The sequence below is a fragment of the Streptomyces sp. PA03-6a genome (assembly GCF_033792765.1).
Lineage (GTDB): Bacteria > Actinomycetota > Actinomycetes > Streptomycetales > Streptomycetaceae > Actinacidiphila.
Genome location: NZ_JARAVK010000017.1, coordinates 50,297 through 67,975, shown reverse-complemented (window position 1 = coordinate 67,975; position 17,679 = coordinate 50,297). Strand labels below are relative to the sequence as shown.

At 74.4% G+C, this 17,679-nt stretch carries 11 protein-coding genes; 6 read left to right on the top strand and 5 right to left on the bottom strand.

Features of this window, described 5'->3' with window-relative positions:
- Nucleotides 1-230: 230 nt before the first annotated feature.
- Both PV350_RS06945 and PV350_RS06940 read right to left on the bottom strand, forming a co-directional pair.
- Nucleotides 231-1,571: an MFS transporter gene (locus PV350_RS06945; RefSeq protein WP_499515426.1), complete on the bottom strand. Its 1,341-nt coding sequence runs from the start codon at nucleotides 1,569-1,571 to the stop codon at nucleotides 231-233.
- A gap of 93 nt (nucleotides 1,572-1,664) precedes the next feature.
- Nucleotides 1,665-3,653, bottom strand: a complete 1,989-nt coding sequence (locus tag PV350_RS06940; protein ID WP_500333150.1) for a Xaa-Pro dipeptidyl-peptidase — start codon at nucleotides 3,651-3,653, stop codon at nucleotides 1,665-1,667.
- A gap of 308 nt (nucleotides 3,654-3,961) precedes the next feature.
- Here PV350_RS06940 and PV350_RS06935 point away from each other — a divergent pair, with 308 nt between their 5' ends.
- The 4 genes from PV350_RS06935 to PV350_RS06920 all read left to right on the top strand — a co-directional run bounded on the left by PV350_RS06935 (nucleotide 3,962) and on the right by PV350_RS06920 (nucleotide 10,292).
- Nucleotides 3,962-5,524, top strand: a complete 1,563-nt coding sequence (locus PV350_RS06935) for an alpha/beta hydrolase (protein WP_500333148.1) — start codon at nucleotides 3,962-3,964, stop codon at nucleotides 5,522-5,524.
- 48 nt (nucleotides 5,525-5,572) lie between these two features.
- The gene (locus PV350_RS06930; RefSeq protein ID WP_500333147.1) at nucleotides 5,573-7,090 is read left to right on the top strand and encodes an alpha/beta hydrolase; all 1,518 of its coding nucleotides are present in this window, start codon (nucleotides 5,573-5,575) and stop codon (nucleotides 7,088-7,090) included.
- 15 nt (nucleotides 7,091-7,105) lie between these two features.
- Nucleotides 7,106-8,683, top strand: coding sequence for an alpha/beta hydrolase (locus tag PV350_RS06925; protein WP_500333146.1), 1,578 nt, complete (start codon nucleotides 7,106-7,108; stop codon nucleotides 8,681-8,683).
- A gap of 169 nt (nucleotides 8,684-8,852) precedes the next feature.
- Entirely contained in the window at nucleotides 8,853-10,292 is a 1,440-nt protein-coding gene (locus PV350_RS06920) for an alpha/beta hydrolase (protein WP_500333145.1), read from the top strand.
- A 75-nt stretch (nucleotides 10,293-10,367) separates the two neighbouring features.
- On the opposite strand, the gene PV350_RS06915 is transcribed toward PV350_RS06920, so the two are convergent.
- Nucleotides 10,368-12,767: a Tex family protein gene (locus tag PV350_RS06915; protein WP_499515421.1), complete on the bottom strand. Its 2,400-nt coding sequence runs from the start codon at nucleotides 12,765-12,767 to the stop codon at nucleotides 10,368-10,370.
- A gap of 75 nt (nucleotides 12,768-12,842) precedes the next feature.
- Entirely contained in the window at nucleotides 12,843-13,385 is a 543-nt protein-coding gene (locus tag PV350_RS06910) for a GNAT family N-acetyltransferase (protein WP_500333144.1), read from the bottom strand.
- 69 nt (nucleotides 13,386-13,454) lie between these two features.
- On the opposite strand from PV350_RS06910, the gene PV350_RS06905 reads away from it, so the two are divergent.
- Nucleotides 13,455-14,324 (top strand): DUF6528 family protein, encoded by an 870-nt coding sequence (locus tag PV350_RS06905; RefSeq protein ID WP_499515419.1) that lies wholly within the window; start codon nucleotides 13,455-13,457, stop codon nucleotides 14,322-14,324.
- A gap of 226 nt (nucleotides 14,325-14,550) precedes the next feature.
- Nucleotides 14,551-15,555, top strand: coding sequence for an aldo/keto reductase family protein (locus tag PV350_RS06900; protein WP_500333143.1), 1,005 nt, complete (start codon nucleotides 14,551-14,553; stop codon nucleotides 15,553-15,555).
- A 70-nt stretch (nucleotides 15,556-15,625) separates the two neighbouring features.
- On the opposite strand, the gene PV350_RS06895 is transcribed toward PV350_RS06900, so the two are convergent.
- Nucleotides 15,626-17,584, bottom strand: coding sequence for a primary-amine oxidase (locus PV350_RS06895; RefSeq protein WP_499515417.1), 1,959 nt, complete (start codon nucleotides 17,582-17,584; stop codon nucleotides 15,626-15,628).
- Nucleotides 17,585-17,679: the final 95 nt, after the last annotated feature.

Below are 17,679 nucleotides of genomic sequence, written 5' to 3'. Positions count from 1 at the left end.
AAAAAAGAAGGGGTAACCCCCGCCCCAAGACCAAACAACCCGCACGGGGCGACACGGGGTACCCCGGACGACTTCGCGGCGTACCAAACCGGTACGATCAGGCCCGGCGCGCCGCCCGGAACCTCGCGGACGTGCCCCCGCCCCCCGTGTGCCCGACCGGGACGGGGCGGCGGCCGGGTCGCCGCCGGAATCCGCCACAGCGGGCCCGGGGCGCTCGGCACCCCAACGGCTCAGGCACCCCGGTAGCGGGTGAACGCGGGGAACGCCGCCGCCAGGCCGAGCATCGCGACCACGACGAGCACACCGCCCGCGGTGACCGCGGTACGCGTCCCGAACGCGGAGCCGCCCGTGCCGTGCAGGAGGTCGGCCACCCGGGGACCGCCCGCGACGACGACCGTGAACACGCCCTGCATGCGGCCGCGCATGTCGTCCGTCGCGACCGACTGCAGGATCGCGCTGCGGAACACCATCGAGACCATGTCGGCGAATCCGGCCAGCGCCAGGAAGGCCGCCGCCCACCACAGGCTGCCGCTCAGTCCGAGTCCGGCGATCGCGGCGCCCCAGCCGCAGACGGCGATGACAACCATCAGACCGTGCCGCTTCGAGCGGGAGAAGGTGCCGGAGAACAGCCCGCCGGCGACCGCGCCGATGGGGATGGCGGCGAACAGCAGGCCGAGCGCGAAGCCCTCGCCCCAGGGGGCGTAGGTGGTGTCGGCGAGCTGGGGGAACAGGGCGCGCGGCATGCCGAAGACCATGGCGACGATGTCGGCGAGGAAGGACATCAGCAGGATGCGCTGGGCCGTGATGTAGCGGAAGCCGGCGCCGACCTCGCGCCAGCCGCCGCGCCGGGCGACGGGGGCGCCGTTGGCCTCCAGCGGCGGCAGCGCGGGCAGCCGCCACACCGCCCACACGGTCGCGGTGAGGGCGATCGCGTCGATCAGGTAGAGGTCGGGCAGGCCGATGACGGGGATGAGCACACCCGCGAGCAGCGGCCCCACGACCAGCCCGGTCTGCATGACCGTGGAGCCGAGCGCCATGGCCGCGGGCAGTTCCGCCGGCGGGACCAGGCGGGCGATGGCGGCGCTGCGGGCGGGGGCGTTCATGCCGGCCGCCGCCTGCTGCGCGGCGAGCAGCACCATGAGCAGCCAGACGGAGTGGGCGCCCGCGAAGGCCTGCACCCAGAACAGCAGGGAGGTGACGGCGATGCCGATGTTGGTGTACAGCATCAGCTTGCGGCGGTCCACGCTGTCGGCGACGGCCCCGCCCCACAGGGCGAAGACCACCAGTGGGACCAGCCCGGCGATGCTCGCGTAGCCGACCCACGCGGACGAGCCGGTGATGTCGTAGATCTGCTTGGGCACGGCGACCGCGGTGAGCTGGCTGCCCACGGCGGTCACGGTGGTGGAGCTCCACAGGCGGCGGTAGGCGGGGTGGCGCAGGGGGCGGGTGTCCATGAGCCAGCGGCGCCAGCGGGTGCGGCTGCCGGGTATGCCGGGCTCGGGCTCCGCGCCGCGGTCCGCGGTGGGATCGTCCGCCGGGGCGTCGTCGGCGGTCTTCTTGGTGCTGTCCACGGGTGCTGTTGCTTCCTTGTACAACTATCGCTGACCCGCTGACACTACCCGCCCGCCCTCGTCATGCGTGAGGGCGGACGGGCAGGGCCTGGGTCAGCGCCCCGCGGGGACCGTGCGGGCGGTGCGGGGCGGGGCCGCCGGGACGTCCGCGGCGCGGCGCGCGACGGAGGCGTGCGGGGTCGTGGCGGCGAGGCCGCGCGCTCCGCCGACGAGCGGCAGCAGGGCATGCGAGCGGGCCAGGTCGAGGGTGACGGTGGGGGTGGTGCCGGGGGGCTCGACCAGTCCCGCGTCGGTGCCCGCGACGATCAGCGCGAGCCGGTGCCCGGCGGGTACGACGTGGTCGGTGGCGCCCAGGGTGACGGTGGCCGTGTAGGCGCGGCCCGGGACGAGCGGACGCCCGTGCCATGCGGACGTGGTGTGCCCGAGGTCGGCCCAGCCGCGGCTCACCACGGTGTGGGCGACGTCGGCGGTGTCGGCCGCGGTGTCGCGGAAGCAGGCGCTGTCGCCCGCCGTGCTCTCGCCCCAGCACGAGCGCGTGGTCAGGTCGGCGATGCCCTCCTTGGCGCCCAGGAAGTCCCGGACGGTGTCCGGCCCGAGGTCGACCAGGACCGCGGAGAGGTGGGCGCTGGTGGTCGAGGAGGACGCGGTGAGGGTGACCGTGCCGCTGCCGGACAGCCGCAGGTCGCGGGTGAGGGTGCCGGTGGTGAAGACGGCCCGGGAGGCGCTCGGGGTGTCCGCGCCGGCGGCCCAGTCCTCCTCCCACTCCTGCGGCGCGTCGGTGAAGGCCGCCGTGATGCCGGGCGCGGCCGGGACGGGCCCGAGGGTGCCCAGGCCCGGGGTGGTGCCGGGCCGCAGGCCCAGCCGGGCCGGTCCGGTGCCGGCGGGGGGCCAGGAGCGGTCGGTCGTCCAGTGGTCGGGGGAACGTTCGACGTCGGCGCCGGGCTCGCGCTCCACGCCGTTGCGGACGCCCAGCAGGTAGTGGTCGAACCAGCGGTGCAGGGTGGACACCCATGCCTCGCGCCGGAAGTCGAAGGGGTCGACGTGGCCGGTCTGCGACAGCCACACCTTGCGCTCCACGCCGTGCGCGGCCAGCGCGCTCCACCACTGGCCGAAGTGCTTGGTGCGGACGTTGAGGTCCTGCATGCCGTGGACGGCGAAGACGCTGGCGCGGACCTTGCCGGCGTCCTTGGTGTAGTCGCGTTCGCTCCAGAACGCGGTCCGGTCCCCGCTGCGCGGCGCCCCGTCCACGATGCGCTGCTGCACCGCGGCGCAGCGGGCGCGGGCGGCCGGGCTCTCGACGTAGTCCGACAGCCAGTCGGGGCCGGAGTCGTAGAGGGCGGCGCCCTGCTGGAAGTAGTAGTCGTACCAGGAGCTGATGGCGCTGATCGGCACGATCGTGCGCAGGCCGCGCACCCCGGTCGCGGCGACGCCGTTGGCGATCGTCCCGTCCCAGCTCTTGCCGATCATGCCGACGTCGCCGGTGGACCAGCGGGCGCTCGCGGGCCGGGAGCCGGTACGGGAGGTGTAGCCCTTGGCCCGGCCGTTCAGCCAGTCGATCACCGCCTTGGCCGAGCCGATGTCGGAGGGGCCGCCGACGTCCACGCAGCCGTCGGAGCGGTTGGTGCCGGCCAGGTCGACCAGGACGACGGCGTAGCCGCGAGGGACGAAGTAGTTGTCGTAGTACAACGGGGCCTGGACCATGCGGCCCTGGTCGTCGTAGGTCTTCAACTGGCTCTCGTTGCCGCGTCCGCAGCACGAGTAGTAGGGACTCGCGTCCATGATCACCGGCACCTTGCGGCCGGCGGCCGCGGGCTCGCGGGGCCGCACGATGTCGGCGGCGACCCGGTCGGTGCGGCCGTCGCCGTCGTCGTCGCGGCCCGTCTCGACCCAGACCGCCTCGCGGATCGCGTCGGCGTACGAGTAGTCCGGCCGGCTCAGTCCGTGCCGGACGGTCCCGCCGGCGGAGGCGGCCTGCACGGTGGTCACGGGGAGGAGGACGGCGGCGAGGGCGGCGATCACGGTCGCCACCAGGGAGGTCGTCCGTATGCGGATGCGGTCGGTACGGGGGTGGGTGGTGCGCATGGGTGAGGGCACCCGCGGACGCTAGCCGCGGCCCGGTCCGGGGGGCCAGAGCGATACCGGTCAACTTGCGGGGACGTACGGGTGCTTGTGGTGCGCGCCGGCACAGGGGTGGCACGGCGGGTTCACGCGTTCGGCCCAGCTCGGCGATCCCCCGTGCACGATCTGTGATGACCTGGTTACGCAGCGAAGGGTGGGGGGACGGCGCGGCCGCTCCCTGCCGGGACGCGGCGCCCGGGCCCGCCCCCGCGGCCGCTCACCGATGCCGACCAGCCCCGCGTCTCGCAACGGGCGGAAACGAAGGCGTGGCGATGAAAGCTGTCCCGGCCACCGGCCGAATACCCGGGCGCGGACTGCTCTGCGCACTCGCCGTACTGGTCGCCTTCGGGCTGCTGCTCGCCACCTGCACCGCCGCGACGCACACGCGCAGGACCGCCGCACCCACTCCCGCCGGGGCCTCCGCGAGCGCGGCGGACGACGCGATCCGCGTGGACCTGCGGCCCTACTACACGCAGGAGTTGCGCTGGCTGCCCTGCCGGGACCGGTCGTTCCAGTGCACGAGGCTCAAGGTGCCGCGGGACTACGCGCACCCGGGGTCGGGTGACCTCTCCCTGGCCGCGATCCGCAGGCAGGCCCGCGGTCACGGCGCCGCCCGCATCGGCGCACTCCAGATCAACCCCGGCGGCCCCGGTCTGTCCGCCATCGACGACCTGCGGGCCTACGCCGACCGGTACTCCCCCGCCCTGCGCGCCGCGTACGACCTGGTCGCTGTCGACCCGCGCGGCGTCGGCCACAGCTCGCCGGTGGACTGCGGCTCCGCCACGCCCCCGGGCGCCGGGACGCGCGGGGCGCTCCCCTCGGACGAGGCCACGGTCATCAACACGTGGGCCGCCTACCACGCGGAGGTCGCCGCGGACTGCGCGCGGCGAGCCGGGCGGCTGCTGCCGCACGTCGGCACCCTCGACGCGGCCCGGGACATGGACGTCGTACGCGCCGCGCTGGGCGAGGACCGCCTGCACTTCCTCGGCTTCTCGTACGGCACCTACCTGGGAGCCACCTACGCCGAGCTCTTCCCCTCCCGCGTCGGCCGGGTCGTCCTGGACGGCGCGGTCGACCCGGCCATGGACGGCTACCACGCCTACCTCAACCAGGCCCGCGGGTACCAGATCGCCTGGGAGTCCTTCGCCGCCGACTGCGCCCGCCGCAGGCACTGCCCGGTCGGCCACTCCGTCAAGGAGGCGGGCCGCACGCTGGACTCCCTCGTGGCCGCCCTCGACCGCGCCCCGGTGCGGCAGGGCAAGGAGGGCCGCCTCGACGGCGAGACGCTGCTCGGCACGGTCGTCACCGCATTGCGCGCGCCCGACTGGGAGACGCTGCGCGCGGTGCTGGACGGGGTGACGTCGGGTGACACCACCGTGCTGCGGGAGCTCGTGGGCTCCGAGGACGACCCCGCGTCCGGTGACGAGTCCATGACGGCGGTCAACTGCCTCAGCTCCGCGCTCGAATCGCGGTCCACCCCCGCCCAGACGCTCGCGGCGCTGCCCGAATTCCTGCGAGCCTCGCCCCAGTTCGGGGCGTTCTACAACGAGGACCTGTCGACGTGCGCCCACTGGCCGACGCGGCCCACGCAGCTCCCGCGGCGCGTCAACGCCCGAGGCGCCGGGCCGATCCTCGTGATCGGCACCACCCGCGACCCCGCCACCCCCTACGACCAGGCCCGGGCACTGGCCGCCCAGCTCTCCTCCGGGCGGCTCCTGACCTGGGACGGCGACGGGCACACCGCGTACCAGCGCGGCATCCGCTGCGTCGACACGGCCGTCGACGACTACCTGTTGCGCGGTCTGCTCCCGCCCACCGGCGCGATCTGCCACTGACGCGACCACCCGCCCCGCGCTCCGCGCGGCGCACAGAAAGGCGTGGCCATGAACGCACCCCGACGCAGGCTCCACGGCTTCATCGCCGTGCTCGGCAGCTGCGGGCTGCTGCTCACCGCGTGCGCGGCGGGCGACCTCCGGCAGACGCCGGCCTGGGCACCCGCCGGGGGCGCCGCCACCGCCGCACCGGCGGACCTGGCCCGCTACTACGGGCAGAAACCGGGCTGGAAGGCCTGCGCCGCGGTGCCGTCCTTCCAGTGCGCCACCATCACGGTGCCGCTGGACTACGACCACCCCGAGGGGGGCGACATCACCCTGGCCGCCATACGCCAGAGGGCCACCGGGAACGGCGCCGCACGCGTCGGCTCGCTGCAGATGAACCCCGGCGGACCGGGCTCGTCCGCGATCGCCTACCTGCTCGGCAACGTGGACTCCTTCTCCCCCGCGGTGCGCGCCGCGTACGACCTGGTGGCGGTCGATCCGCGCGGTGTCGGCGCCAGCACCCTGGTGGACTGCGCCGCGGACACCCCCGTGGCCGCCCCGGACCCCGGCGCGCGCAGGGCGGACATCGACGCCTCGGCCGCGGGCTACGCGGAGGTCGCGGCCGAGTGCGGCCGGCACGCGGGGCGGTTGCTGCCGCACGTGGGCACCGTGGACGCCGCCCGCGACATGGACGTCGTACGTGCCGTGCTGGGCGACGAGCGGCTCCACTACCTGGGCTTCTCCTACGGCACCTACCTGGGAGCCACCTACGCCGAGCTCTTCCCCTCCCGCGTCGGCCGCATGGTCCTCGACGGCGCCGTCGACCCCGCCCTCGACGGGTACGACTTCACCATCGGCCAGGCCCGGGGGTACGAGGTCGCCTGGAAGTCCTTCGCCGCGGAGTGCGCCACCCGGCCCGACTGTCCCGTGGGCCGCTCGGTCCAGGAGGCCGGCCGCATCCTCGACACCCTGGTGGCCACGCTGAACCGCACCCCCCTGCGGCAGGGCAAGGACATCACCGTCTCGGGGGACTCCCTCCTCAGCGCGGTCGTCCTCGGTCTGCGGGCCCCCGCCTGGGAGGCGTTGCGCGCCGCGCTGGAGGGGGTGCGGGCCGGTGACACCACGGCCATACAGGCACTCCTCGGCGTGGACGAGGAAACCGATCCGGGCGACCAGTCGTACTACGCGGTGTCGTGCCTGAGCTCCACCCTGGGCACGTGGTCGACCGTCGCGCAGGCGAAGGCGGCGCTGCCCGAATTCCGCCGCGAAGCACCGCAGTTCGCCGAGTACTACGCCGGGACCCTGCCGATGTGCACCCATTGGCCCGTCCGCCCTGACCAGCCGGCGCGGCCGATCACCGCGGCCGGCGCCGCACCGATCCTGGTCGTGGGCACCCTCCGCGACCCGGCCACCCCGTACCCGTGGGCACAGGCGCTCGCCCGGGAGCTCTCCTCCGGGCGGCTCCTCACCTGGGACGGCGACGGGCACACCGCCTACCACCAGGGCAGCACCTGCGTCGAGAGCGCCGTCGACAGCTACCTGACGAAAGGTCAGCTCCCGCTCGCCGGCACGGTCTGCGTCTGACGGGCGGTGGCCGCCGTGCAGGCCACACGTCCCCCGTCCGGCCGGGGCAGGCGCATCGCGGGCGGGCTGCTGAGCGCCTGCCTGGTGCTGACCGCCTGTTCGCCCCAGCGCCCGCACCGGACGGCGGGCGCGAAGCGGTCCGCGTCCGCGTCCGCGGCGGCCCCGGCCACTCCGGTCGCCTCGGCAGCGTCGGCGGCGGCGTCGGCGGCCTCGGCAACGGCCTCGGCCGCGCCGCCCGACGTGTCCCGCTACTACCGGCAGAGGCTCGACTGGCAGCCCTGCCGGGAAGGGGCGTCGTTCCAGTGCACCACGGTGGCGGTGCCCCTGGACTACGCCCACCCGCAGGCAGGCGACATCCGGCTGGCGGTCGTCCGCCACAGGGCCACCGGTCCGCGCGCGGCCCGCATCGGCTCGCTGCTGCTCAACCCCGGCGGGCCCGGCGTGTCGGCGGTCGACGATGTGCTGTCCTTCGCCGACGGCTTCTCCCCCGCGATGCGCGCCGCATACGACCTGGTCGGCGTCGACCCCCGGGGCGTGGGCCGCAGCGCCCCGGTCGACTGCGGGACGGGCCCGTCGGTCCCCGAGGCCGGGGCCAAGGGCCCCGAGCCGGGCCTCGCTCTGGTCGCCGAGGCGTGCGCACGTCGCGCGGGCCGGCTCCTGCCCCATGTCGGCACCCCCGACGCCGCACGGGACATGGACGTCGTACGGGCCCTGCTCGGCGACGACCGGCTGGGCTTCCTCGGCTACTCCTACGGCAGTTACCTGGGGGCCACCTATGCGGAGCTCTTCCCCTCCCGCGTCGGCCGCATGGTCCTCGACGGCGCCATCGACCCGGACATGGGCGCCTACCGCGCCACCCTCGGCATGGCACGCGGTTACCAGGTGGCCTGGGAGGCCTTCGCCGCCGACTGCGTCACCCGCCCCGGTTGCCCGGTCGGCCACTCGGCCGAGGAGGCGGGCCGCATCCTGGACGGCCTGGTCGCGGGACTCGACGAGGCCTCCGGAAGTGGGGACGGCCACGGCGTCTCCCCCACCGGCGACGATCTGCTCACCGCGGTCACCTCGGCACTCGCGGCTCCGGCCTGGGGCGGGCTGCGCAACCTGCTCCGCGAGGTGGCGGCGGGCGACGCCACCACCTGGCGACCGCTGCCCGGCACGGAGGACGACGGAGGGCCGGGTGAGCAGTCCCTCGCCGCGATCAACTGCCTGAGCTCCGCGCTGGGACCGCGGTCGACCGCAGCGCAGACGCTCGCAGCCGTGCCGGAGTTCCGCCGCGCGGCCCCCCAGTTCGGCGCGTACTACGCCGGGTTCCTCCCCATGTGCGCCCACTGGCCGACGCGGCCCACGCAGGTCCCGCACCGGATCAGCGCCCGCGGCGCCCCGCCGATCCTCGTCGTCGGCACCACCCGCGACCCCGCCACCCCCTACGACCAGGCCCGGGCACTGGCCGCCCAGCTCTCCTCCGGGCGGCTGCTCACCTGGGACGGCGACGGACACACCGCCTACCAGCAGGGCAGCGCCTGCGTCGACACGGCCGTCGACGGCTACTTCCTGCACGGCCGTCTCCCACCCGACGGCACCGTCTGCGGCTGACGGGCACCAGGACGCCAAGACACCAGGGCACCAGAAAGGCTGAGCGATGGACGCTGTCCGGCACACCGGCCACGTACGCGGGAGGGGACGACGCCGCGCCGTCGCGGTGCTGGGCGCGTGCGCCCTCCTGGCGACCGCGTGTTCCTCCCTCCGCGGCGGGGCGTCACCCGTGACCCGCCTGGCGCCGGCCGGCTCCGTGCACACCGAGGCCGTGCCGCCGCGACTGACCCGCTACTACGCGCAGCGGCTCGCCTGGAGACCGTGCGAGGACAAGCCGTCCTTCCAGTGCACGACCCTCAAGGCGCCGCTGGACTACGAACACCCCGAAGCGGGCGACATCACCCTGGCCGCCACCCGCCTGACGTCCACGGGGAGCAGGGCGCAGCGCATCGGTTCGCTGCTGTACAACCCCGGCGGTCCCGGTGACTCCGCCATCGGCGGCCTGCAGGACCTCGCCGAAGAGTTCCCGCCCCCGGTACGCGCCGCCTACGACCTGGTCGCCGTCGACCCGCGTGGCGTCGGCGCCAGCACCCCGGTGGACTGCGGCACCGAGGTTCCGGCGGACCTCACCGGGGCCCGCCCGCTCACCGCCGGCAAGCCGGACTTCGAGGCCCTGGACGAGGCCCGCGAGGAGACCGCCGACGCGTGCCGGCGGCACGCCGGGTGGCTGCTGCCGCACATCGGCACCCCGGACGTGGCCCGCGACATGGACCTGATGCGCGCCCTCGTCGGGGACGACCGCCTGCACTTCTTCGGCTTCTCCTACGGCACCTACCTGGGCACCCTCTACGCCGGTCTCTTCCCCTCCCGCGTCGGCCGGATGGTCCTCGACGGCGCCGTCGACCCCACGATCGACGGCTACCACCGCTTCCTGGATCCCGCACACGGCTACCAGGTGGCCTGGGAGGCCTTCGCCGCCGACTGCGCGCGCCGCCCCGACTGCCCGGTCGGCCACTCCGTCGAGGAGGCGGGCCGCGTCCTGGACGCCCTGGTAGCCCGCCTCGACCGGAGCCCGCGGCAGGAGGGCAAGGACGTCAGCGTCACGGGGGACGACCTGCTCGTCACCGTCGTGTCGGGGCTCAAGCAGCCCGCGTGGGAGGAACTGCGCCTGGCCCTGGGCGAGGTGGTGTCCGCCGCCGGTGGCACCGCCGCGCTCCAAAGGCTCTCCGCCCCGGAGGAGGAGGCCGTCGCCGACGTGGGGTTCACGGCCGTCAGCTGTCTGAGCGCGGCGCTCGGGCCCGTGTTCACCCCGGCGCAGGCCGAGGCGCTGCTCCCCGCGTTCCTCCGTGCCTCGCCCCAGTTCGGGGCGTACTACACCGGGCTGCTCAGCACCTGCGCCCACTGGCCCGTCGGCCCGGCCCGGCCCGCGCGCGCCGTCACGGTCCCTCCCACGGCGCCGATCCTGGTCGTCGGCACCCTGCGCGACCCGGCCACCCCGTACGCCTGGGCGCGGGCACTCACCCGGCAGCTCCCCTCGGCCCGGCTGCTGACCTGGGACGGCGACGGGCACACCGCCTACCTGCAGCCCGGAAGCGCGTGCGTCGACGCCGCGGTCGACCGCTACCTGCTGAGCGGCGTGCTCCCGCCGGCGGGGACGGTCTGCCCCTGAGAACACGCCGAGGCGCGCTCCCCCGGTCCGTCGGGGAGAGCGCGCCTCAGGGCCTCAGGGGCTCAGGCGGTGGGATCAGCCGCGGCGGCCGTTGTTGCCTCCGCCGAGGCCCTTGTCGAGCCCGGCACGGCGCAGGGCGTCGGCCATCGCGCCGCCGGGGGCCGGGCGGTCGCGGTCGCGGTCGCCGCCGCGGGACTGGCGGGGCGGGTTGCCGCCGCGGCGGTCGGGCCGGTCGGGGCGGTCGGGGCGGCCGCCGCGCTCGGGGCGTCCACCGCCGGCGTTGCCCTTGGGCGCGCTCGCCTCGTCCTCCAGACGGAGGGTGAGGGAGATGCGCTTGCGGGGGATGTCGACGTCGAGCACCTTGACGCGGACGATGTCGCCGGGCTTGACCACCTCGCGCGGGTCGCTGACGAAGTTCCTGGACATCGCCGAGACGTGCACGAGCCCGTCCTGGTGGACGCCGACGTCCACGAAGGCGCCGAAGGCCGCGACATTGGTGACGACGCCCTCCAGGAGCATGCCGGGCCTGAGGTCCTTGAGTTCCTCGACGCCCTCCTTGAAGGCGGCGGTCTTGAAGGCGGGCCGCGGGTCGCGTCCGGGCTTCTCCAGTTCGGAGAGGATGTCGGTGACCGTCGGCAGACCGAAGGTGTCGTCGACGAACTCCCGTGGCGCCAGCCCGCGCAGCACCGTGGTGTTGCCGATGAGCGCCCTGATGTCGGTGCCCGCCGCCGTGCTCATGCGGCGTACGACGGGGTAGGACTCGGGGTGCACGCTGGAGGCGTCCAGGGGGTCGTCGCCGTCGGGGATCCGCAGGAACCCGGCGCACTGCTCGTACGCCTTGGGGCCGAGCCGGGCCACGTCCTTCAGGGCGGTGCGCCGGCGGAACGGGCCGTTGGCGTCGCGGTGGGCGACGATGTTCGCGGCCAGGCCCTCGGTGATGCCGGAGACGCGGCGCAGCAGCGGCACGGAGGCGGTGTTGACGTCGACGCCGACGCCGTTCACGCAGTCCTCGACGACCGCGTCGAGGGAGCGCGAGAGCTTCACCTCGGACAGGTCGTGCTGGTACTGGCCGACGCCGATCGACTTGGGGTCGATCTTGACGAGTTCGGCGAGCGGGTCCTGGAGGCGGCGGGCGATGGAGACGGCGCCGCGCAGCGACACGTCGAGCTCGGGGAGCTCGGCGGAGGCGTAGGCGGAGGCGGAGTAGACCGAGGCGCCCGCCTCGGACACCACGGCCTTGGTGAGCTTCAGTTCCGGGTGCCGCTTGATGAGGTCCGCGGCGAGCTTGTCGGTCTCGCGGGAGGCGGTTCCGTTGCCGATGGCGACCAGGTCGACCTTGTGGGCGGCGGCGATCCGGGCGAGCGTCGCGATGGAGGCGTCCCACTGGTTGCGCGGCACGTGCGGGTAGATCGTGTCGGTGGCGACGACCTTGCCCGTCGCGTCGACCACGGCCACCTTGACGCCGGTGCGGAAGCCCGGGTCCAGGCCCATGGTGGCGCGCGTGCCGGCGGGGGCGGCGAGCAGCAGGTCGCGCAGGTTGGCGGCGAAGACCCGGACCGCCTCGTCCTCGGCGTCCTGGCGCAGCTGGACGCGCAGGTCGAGGCCGAGCCGGACGAGGAAGCGGGTGCGCCAGGCCCAGCGGACGCTGTCGGCGAGCCACTTGTCGGCGGGGCGGCCGCGGTCGGCGACGCCGAAGTGGTGGGCGATCGTGCGCTCGAAGCTGGAGGGGCCCTCCGCGACCGGCTCCTCGGGCTCCATGGTGAGGTCGAGGACCTCCTCCTTCTCGCCGCGCAGCATGGCGAGCACACGGTGCGAGGGGAGCTTGGTGAACGGCTCGGCGAAGTCGAAGTAGTCGGCGAACTTCGCGCCCGCCTCCTCCTTGCCCTCGCGCACCTTGGCGACGAGCCGGCCCCGCTCCCACATCCGGGTGCGCAGCCCACCGACGAGGTCGGCGTCCTCGGACCACCGCTCGGTGAGGATCGCGCGGGCGCCCTCCAGCGCCGCCGCGGCGTCGGCGACGCCCTTGTCGGCGTCGACGAACCCGGCGGCCTCGGCCTGCGGTTCCAGGGACGGGTCGCCGAGGAGGCGGTCGGCGAGCGGCTCCAGGCCGGCCTCGCGGGCGATCTGCGCCTTGGTGCGCCGCTTGGGCTTGTAGGGCAGGTAGATGTCCTCGAGGCGGGCCTTGGAGTCCGCGGCGAGGATCTGCGCCTTCAGGGCGTCGTCGAGCTTGCCCTGGGACTCGATGGACTCCAGGATGGCGGCCCGCCGCTCGTCCAGTTCGCGCAGGTAGCGCAGGCGCTCCTCCAGCGTCCGCAGCTGGGCGTCGTCGAGGCCGTCCGTCGCCTCCTTGCGGTACCGGGCCACGAACGGCACGGTCGCGCCGCCGTCGAGCAGCTCGACCGCCGATCTGACCTGACCTTCCCGTACGCCGAGTTCCTCGGCGATCCTGCGCTCGACCGAGACCGTTGTCGTCACGATGTGCGACCTGCTTTCTGGCTGGACTACCGGTGCATTATTGCGGAGCCCGGCCGCCCGGCCGCGAGCCTGGGCCTATGCCGCGCCGGAGTCCGGGCCCAGACGCTTCTCGAACCAGTGGTCGGCGTAGCGTTCGCCGTTGTAGTCGGGGACCTCTTGGTAGCCCAGTTTCGCGTACAGGGCCCGTGCCTCGACCAGGTCGGCCCGGGTGTCGAGGCGGATCACGGCGGCGCCCAGTCGTTCGCGGGCCACGTGTTCGGCGGCGGTGACCAGCAGTGCGGCGCCGCCGGTGCGGCGGGCGCCGGGGACGACCCACACGCGGCGCAGCTCGGCGACGCCGGGGGCCAGGAGGCGGACGCCCGCGCAGCCGGCCGGCTCGCCGTCGCGGCGGCCGACGAGGAAGTGCCCGTGGGGGCCGGCGAGGTCGTCACTGGTGTGCTCGGTGAGCAGGTCGTCGATCTCCCGCGGGGTCATCGGCCTGCCGTAGTAGCGGCTGACGATGTCGTCGTAGTACCGCCACAGCAGCTCCCTCGACACGGGGTCGTCAACGGCGAGCGGGGCGATCTCCCATACGGGCGAAGCGTGGACGTTCGGTCGCGGTACGGTCACGCGGCCCATCGTGGCAGCACCCGGCGTCGCTATCCTCCGAATATTCGTTGGCACGTCAACGACATACGGGGGCACGACATGACGCGGCACGCCGCGCGGAAGAGCCATCCCATCGCCACCGCCGACCAGTCCTGCAACGGCGTCCTGGTCTTCGACCCCGACGCACCGGACTGGTCGCGGCCCGGGGCCGTGACCTGGCACTGGAGCGCGCCGGGCGGGGCCGGCACGAGCTGGCAGCACCTGTCGGACGTGCGGCTGCGCAGGACGCAGGCGTACGGGCGGGTCGTGCTCGTGGCCGCGTCCGGCGGCCGGGCGGCAATGGTGCGCGAGGACACCGGGGCCATCGTGTGGCAGACGGTGACCCCGGCCGACAGCCCGCACGCCATCGAGCGCATCCCGGGCGGGGTGATCGTCGTGGCCTCCGGGGCGCCCGGCCGGCTGCGGCTGTACGCGGACACGGAGCAGACCGCGCCGTTCCGCACCGTGCCGCTGCCGAGGGCGCGGGGTGTGCTGTACGACCCGGAGCACGGGGCGCTGTGGGCGATCGGCGCCGAGCGGCTGGTGCGCTACGCGGTGTCGGGCCGGGGCACGGCGACGACGCTGACGGAGCACAGCGCCGTGGGCTTCGAGGGCGAGGGCCGTGATCTGCAGCCGGTGTACGGCGACCCGGGGTCGCTGTGGTTCACCGACACCTACGGGGTGTACCGGCTGGACGTCGCGTCCCGCAGGTACCGGCAGGTGGACGGGGAGAGCGGGGTGAGCGCCTACACCAACCAGCCGACGGGGACGCGCATCCGGGCCAGGTCGCAGGCGACCGGGCCCCGTGGCCGGGGCGGGGGCGGGCCGACGGTCGAGTTCCTCGACGCCGACGGGACCCCCGCGTACGCACGGACCCGCCCCGGCGCCGCCTTCGCCACGGTGCGCCTGTGGACCCCGGACTTCCGCTGAGGCCCGTCGCGGCCGGGGCACCCGGCGACCGGGGGACCGGCCGGCGCGGGCCACCGGGGGACCGGCCACCGCGCCGGTGGGGAGGCATGTAATGATCAGATGTATTTGCCCCTGCCATCTTTCCTGCGGCCGACGCCCGACCGGGCGCCGCGCCCCCGGCGGGCCCCGGTGCGCCAGCACCCGGCCGGCCGGCACCCACGGACACGCCAACGGAGGCTTCGCTCCCATGGAATACCGCCATCTCGGCCGTAGCGGCCTGGTCATCAGCGAGATCGCGTACGGCAACTGGCTCACCCACGGCTCGCAGGTGGAGGCGGACGCCGCCACGGCGTGCGTGCGCGCGGCGCTGGAGGTCGGCATCACCAGCTTCGACACCGCCGACGTCTACGCGGGGACGCGCGCCGAGTCCGTCCTCGGCGAGGCGCTGAAGGGCGAGCGCCGCGAGGGCATCGAGATCTTCACCAAGGTGTACTGGCCGACCGGGCCGGGCCGCAACGACCGCGGGCTGTCGCGCAAGCACATCATGGAGTCGATCGCCGGCTCGCTGCGCCGCCTGCAGACCGACTACGTGGACCTCTACCAGGCGCACCGCTACGACGTGGACACCCCGCTCGAGGAGACGATGGAGGCGTTCGCCGACGTCGTGCACTCGGGCAAGGCCCTGTACATCGGCGTCTCGGAGTGGCCGGCGGAGCAGATCCGGCGCGCCCACGCGATGGCGCGGGAACTGCACGTCCCGCTGGTGTCGAACCAGCCGCAGTACAACGCCCTGTGGCGGGTCATCGAGGGCGAGGTCGTCCCGACCTGCGAGGAACTGGGCATGGGCCAGGTGGTCTTCTCGCCGATCGCGCAGGGTGTGCTGACCGGCAAGTACCGGCGGGGGCAGGAGCCCCCGGCGGGCTCGCGGGCCACCGACGACAAGGGCGGCGCGGGCATGATCTCGCGGTGGATGAGCGACGAGGTGCTCGACGCCGTCCAGCGGCTCCAGCCGCTCGCCGCCGAGGCCGGCCTGTCGCTGGCCCAGCTCGCGGTGGCGTGGGTGCTGCAGAACTCCAATGTCTCGGCGGCCATCGTCGGCGCGTCCCGTCCCGAGCAGGTTGCGGAGAACGCCAAGGCGGCGGGCGTCGTCCTGGAGAAGGACCTGATGGCGCGGATCGAGGAGATCCTTGAGCCGGTCGCGGTCACCGACCCCAAGCGGGTCCACGACAACGTCCCTGCGCACCGCCCCTGAGCCGGCGTGCCCCGGCCCCGCGGTCCGTGCGGACCGCGGGGCCGGGGCACTGCTCGGGAGCCGCGCCGCGTTAGGCGGTGTGGCAGTGGCCCTCGCCGCGCGGGGTCTCCTTGGGGAGGTCGAGCGCGGGGTTGCGGTCGAAGAAGCCGGTGGGCTTGAGGGTGAACCCGCTGTGGTCGACGGGCATGACCGGCCACTCCTCCAGCCGCGGGAGGTGGGTGGGCCCGAAGGTGTGCCAGACGGTCAGCTCGGTGTCCTCCAGCGACTCGCCCGCCGCGGTCCAGCGGGGCAGTCCGGCGCCGCCCGCGTTCTGGTTGGGGTAGTCGCCCGCGGGGAAGCGCCGCTCGGGACGGTAACGGGTGACCCACACGTGCTTGGTGCCGTAGGCCATGCGCCGGGCGACCGCCGAGTCGGGCTGGGCGAGGACGACCGGGCCGGGCTGCGGCACGAGCGTGTACGCCACGGGCTTGCCCATGCGGTTGAGGGAGCCGGGGTTGGTGATCCGCCAGCGGCGGCCCGCCAGCGGGTCGGCGAGGCGGCCGCCCTCGGCGCTGTCGGCGACGGGGGTCACCCGGGTGGTGAAGACGTTGCCGTTGGGGTTGTCCGGCCCGCTCGGGACGGGGACGACGTCCACCTCCTCCACGGTGTTGGCGTGGCCGTCGACGGCGGCGTCCAGCCGTACGCAGAACAGGTGCTGGTGGAACGGGGCGAGCAGGCCGGGCGCGACCTCCGTGCCGACCGCGTCGGCGGTGCCGGGTTCGACGGCGGAGGTCTGCACGATGCCGGTGGACTTGGCCTCGAAGCCGATCGTGCCGTCCTGGTGGAAGTACCAGTAGAAGCCGTAGTCGTAGTTGCCGACGGTGGCGATGTAGGAGACGACGAGGCGGCGGGCGCGACGGCTGTCGGCGGCCATGTCGTTGAAGATGTCGGTGTGCTTCCACAGGAGGCCGTAGTCCTCTTCGTGGATGCAGATGGCGTTGGGCAGCGTCTCGGGGTTGCCGAGGTCGTCGGAGAGGACGGCGTCGAGGTAGGTGATCTCGCCGAGGCAGTCGCAGCCGAGCTTCAGGGCGTTGGCGTTGCGGCCGAGGGAGTACTCGCCCGCGTCGAGGAAGGCGACCCAGTTGCGGTCGTCGCCGGGTTCGGCGTAGGCGACGGCCATCTCGGCGAGCGAGGCCCGGTGCAGGACCGGGCGGACGCGGTCGCCGTCCTCGTAGCCGATCTGGTGCAGGACCAGGCCCTCGCGGCCGTTGAAGTCGATGCGGAAGCGCCACTTCTGCCAGGTCATCAGCCGGCCGCTGAGGGTGAAGGACGGCCCTTCGGGCTGGGTGATCTCCAGCGGGCGCAGGTCGGTGCGGGCCGGGCCGTTGAACTCGGCCTCGTAGCGGCCGCATTCGGACGGGATCGGCACGGCGCCGGTGTCGATCAGGCGGACGACCTTCCGCTCGATGACGTCGACGTCGGCGACGAGCCCGGCCACCGGGTGCGCCCAGGGGCTGTCGGAGGCGTTGCAGCGGAGCCAGGTCAGGGAGCGCATGAGGCGGGCGCCGGGCCGGTCCTCGAAGCGCAGCGGTCCCGCTCCGAGGGGGGCGGCGACGGCGAGGTCGAGGTCGGTGACGCCGCGTTCGGCCATGGCCTTGCGCCAGCCCGGGTCGGCCTTGACGACCTGCTCGACGATCTCGTACTCCTCGAAGGTGACCGGGGGCTGGCCCTCCTCGGCGGTGTCGAGCGCGCGGTGGGCGACGACGACGCCCGCCGTGACGTCGACCAGTGCCTCGGCGGCGGCGCCGGTGGCCGAGTCCAGCAGGGTCACGCGCAGCCGGCGCACCACGGGGTCGCCGTCGCGGTGGGCGTCGGCGGCGTGCCGGTCGGGCTCGTCGAGCAGGACGAGGGGGAAGCGGGTCGTGTCGGTGACCCGGCCGTCCTCCGCAAGAATGCGGCGGGCGGCGGATATCTCGTCGGCGGTCAGCGGGTCGAGGGGGTGGGGCGCGGCGGGCGCGGCGTCGGCGTCGGTGTGGCAGCAGGAGGACATCGGGGCAACCCTCTTGTCGGCGTTGGTCGTTGCGCTGTCGGGCGCTACGGACATGGAACCGGCCCGCCGCTCCCCCGGCCAGGGGTGCGACGGGC

Excerpts from the sequence above, each read along its gene's own strand:
- PV350_RS06905 (WP_499515419.1), top strand. The coding sequence starts at position 13,455 with ATGACGCGGCACGCCGCGCGGAAGAGCCATCCCATCGCCACCGCCGAC.
- PV350_RS06930 (WP_500333147.1), top strand. The coding sequence starts at position 5,573 with ATGAACGCACCCCGACGCAGGCTCCACGGCTTCATCGCCGTGCTCGGC.
- PV350_RS06895 (WP_499515417.1), bottom strand. The coding sequence starts at position 17,584 with ATGTCCTCCTGCTGCCACACCGACGCCGACGCCGCGCCCGCCGCGCCC.
- PV350_RS06910 (WP_500333144.1), bottom strand. The coding sequence starts at position 13,385 with ATGGGCCGCGTGACCGTACCGCGACCGAACGTCCACGCTTCGCCCGTA.
- PV350_RS06900 (WP_500333143.1), top strand. The coding sequence starts at position 14,551 with ATGGAATACCGCCATCTCGGCCGTAGCGGCCTGGTCATCAGCGAGATC.
- PV350_RS06940 (WP_500333150.1), bottom strand. The coding sequence starts at position 3,653 with ATGCGCACCACCCACCCCCGTACCGACCGCATCCGCATACGGACGACC.
- PV350_RS06935 (WP_500333148.1), top strand. The coding sequence starts at position 3,962 with ATGAAAGCTGTCCCGGCCACCGGCCGAATACCCGGGCGCGGACTGCTC.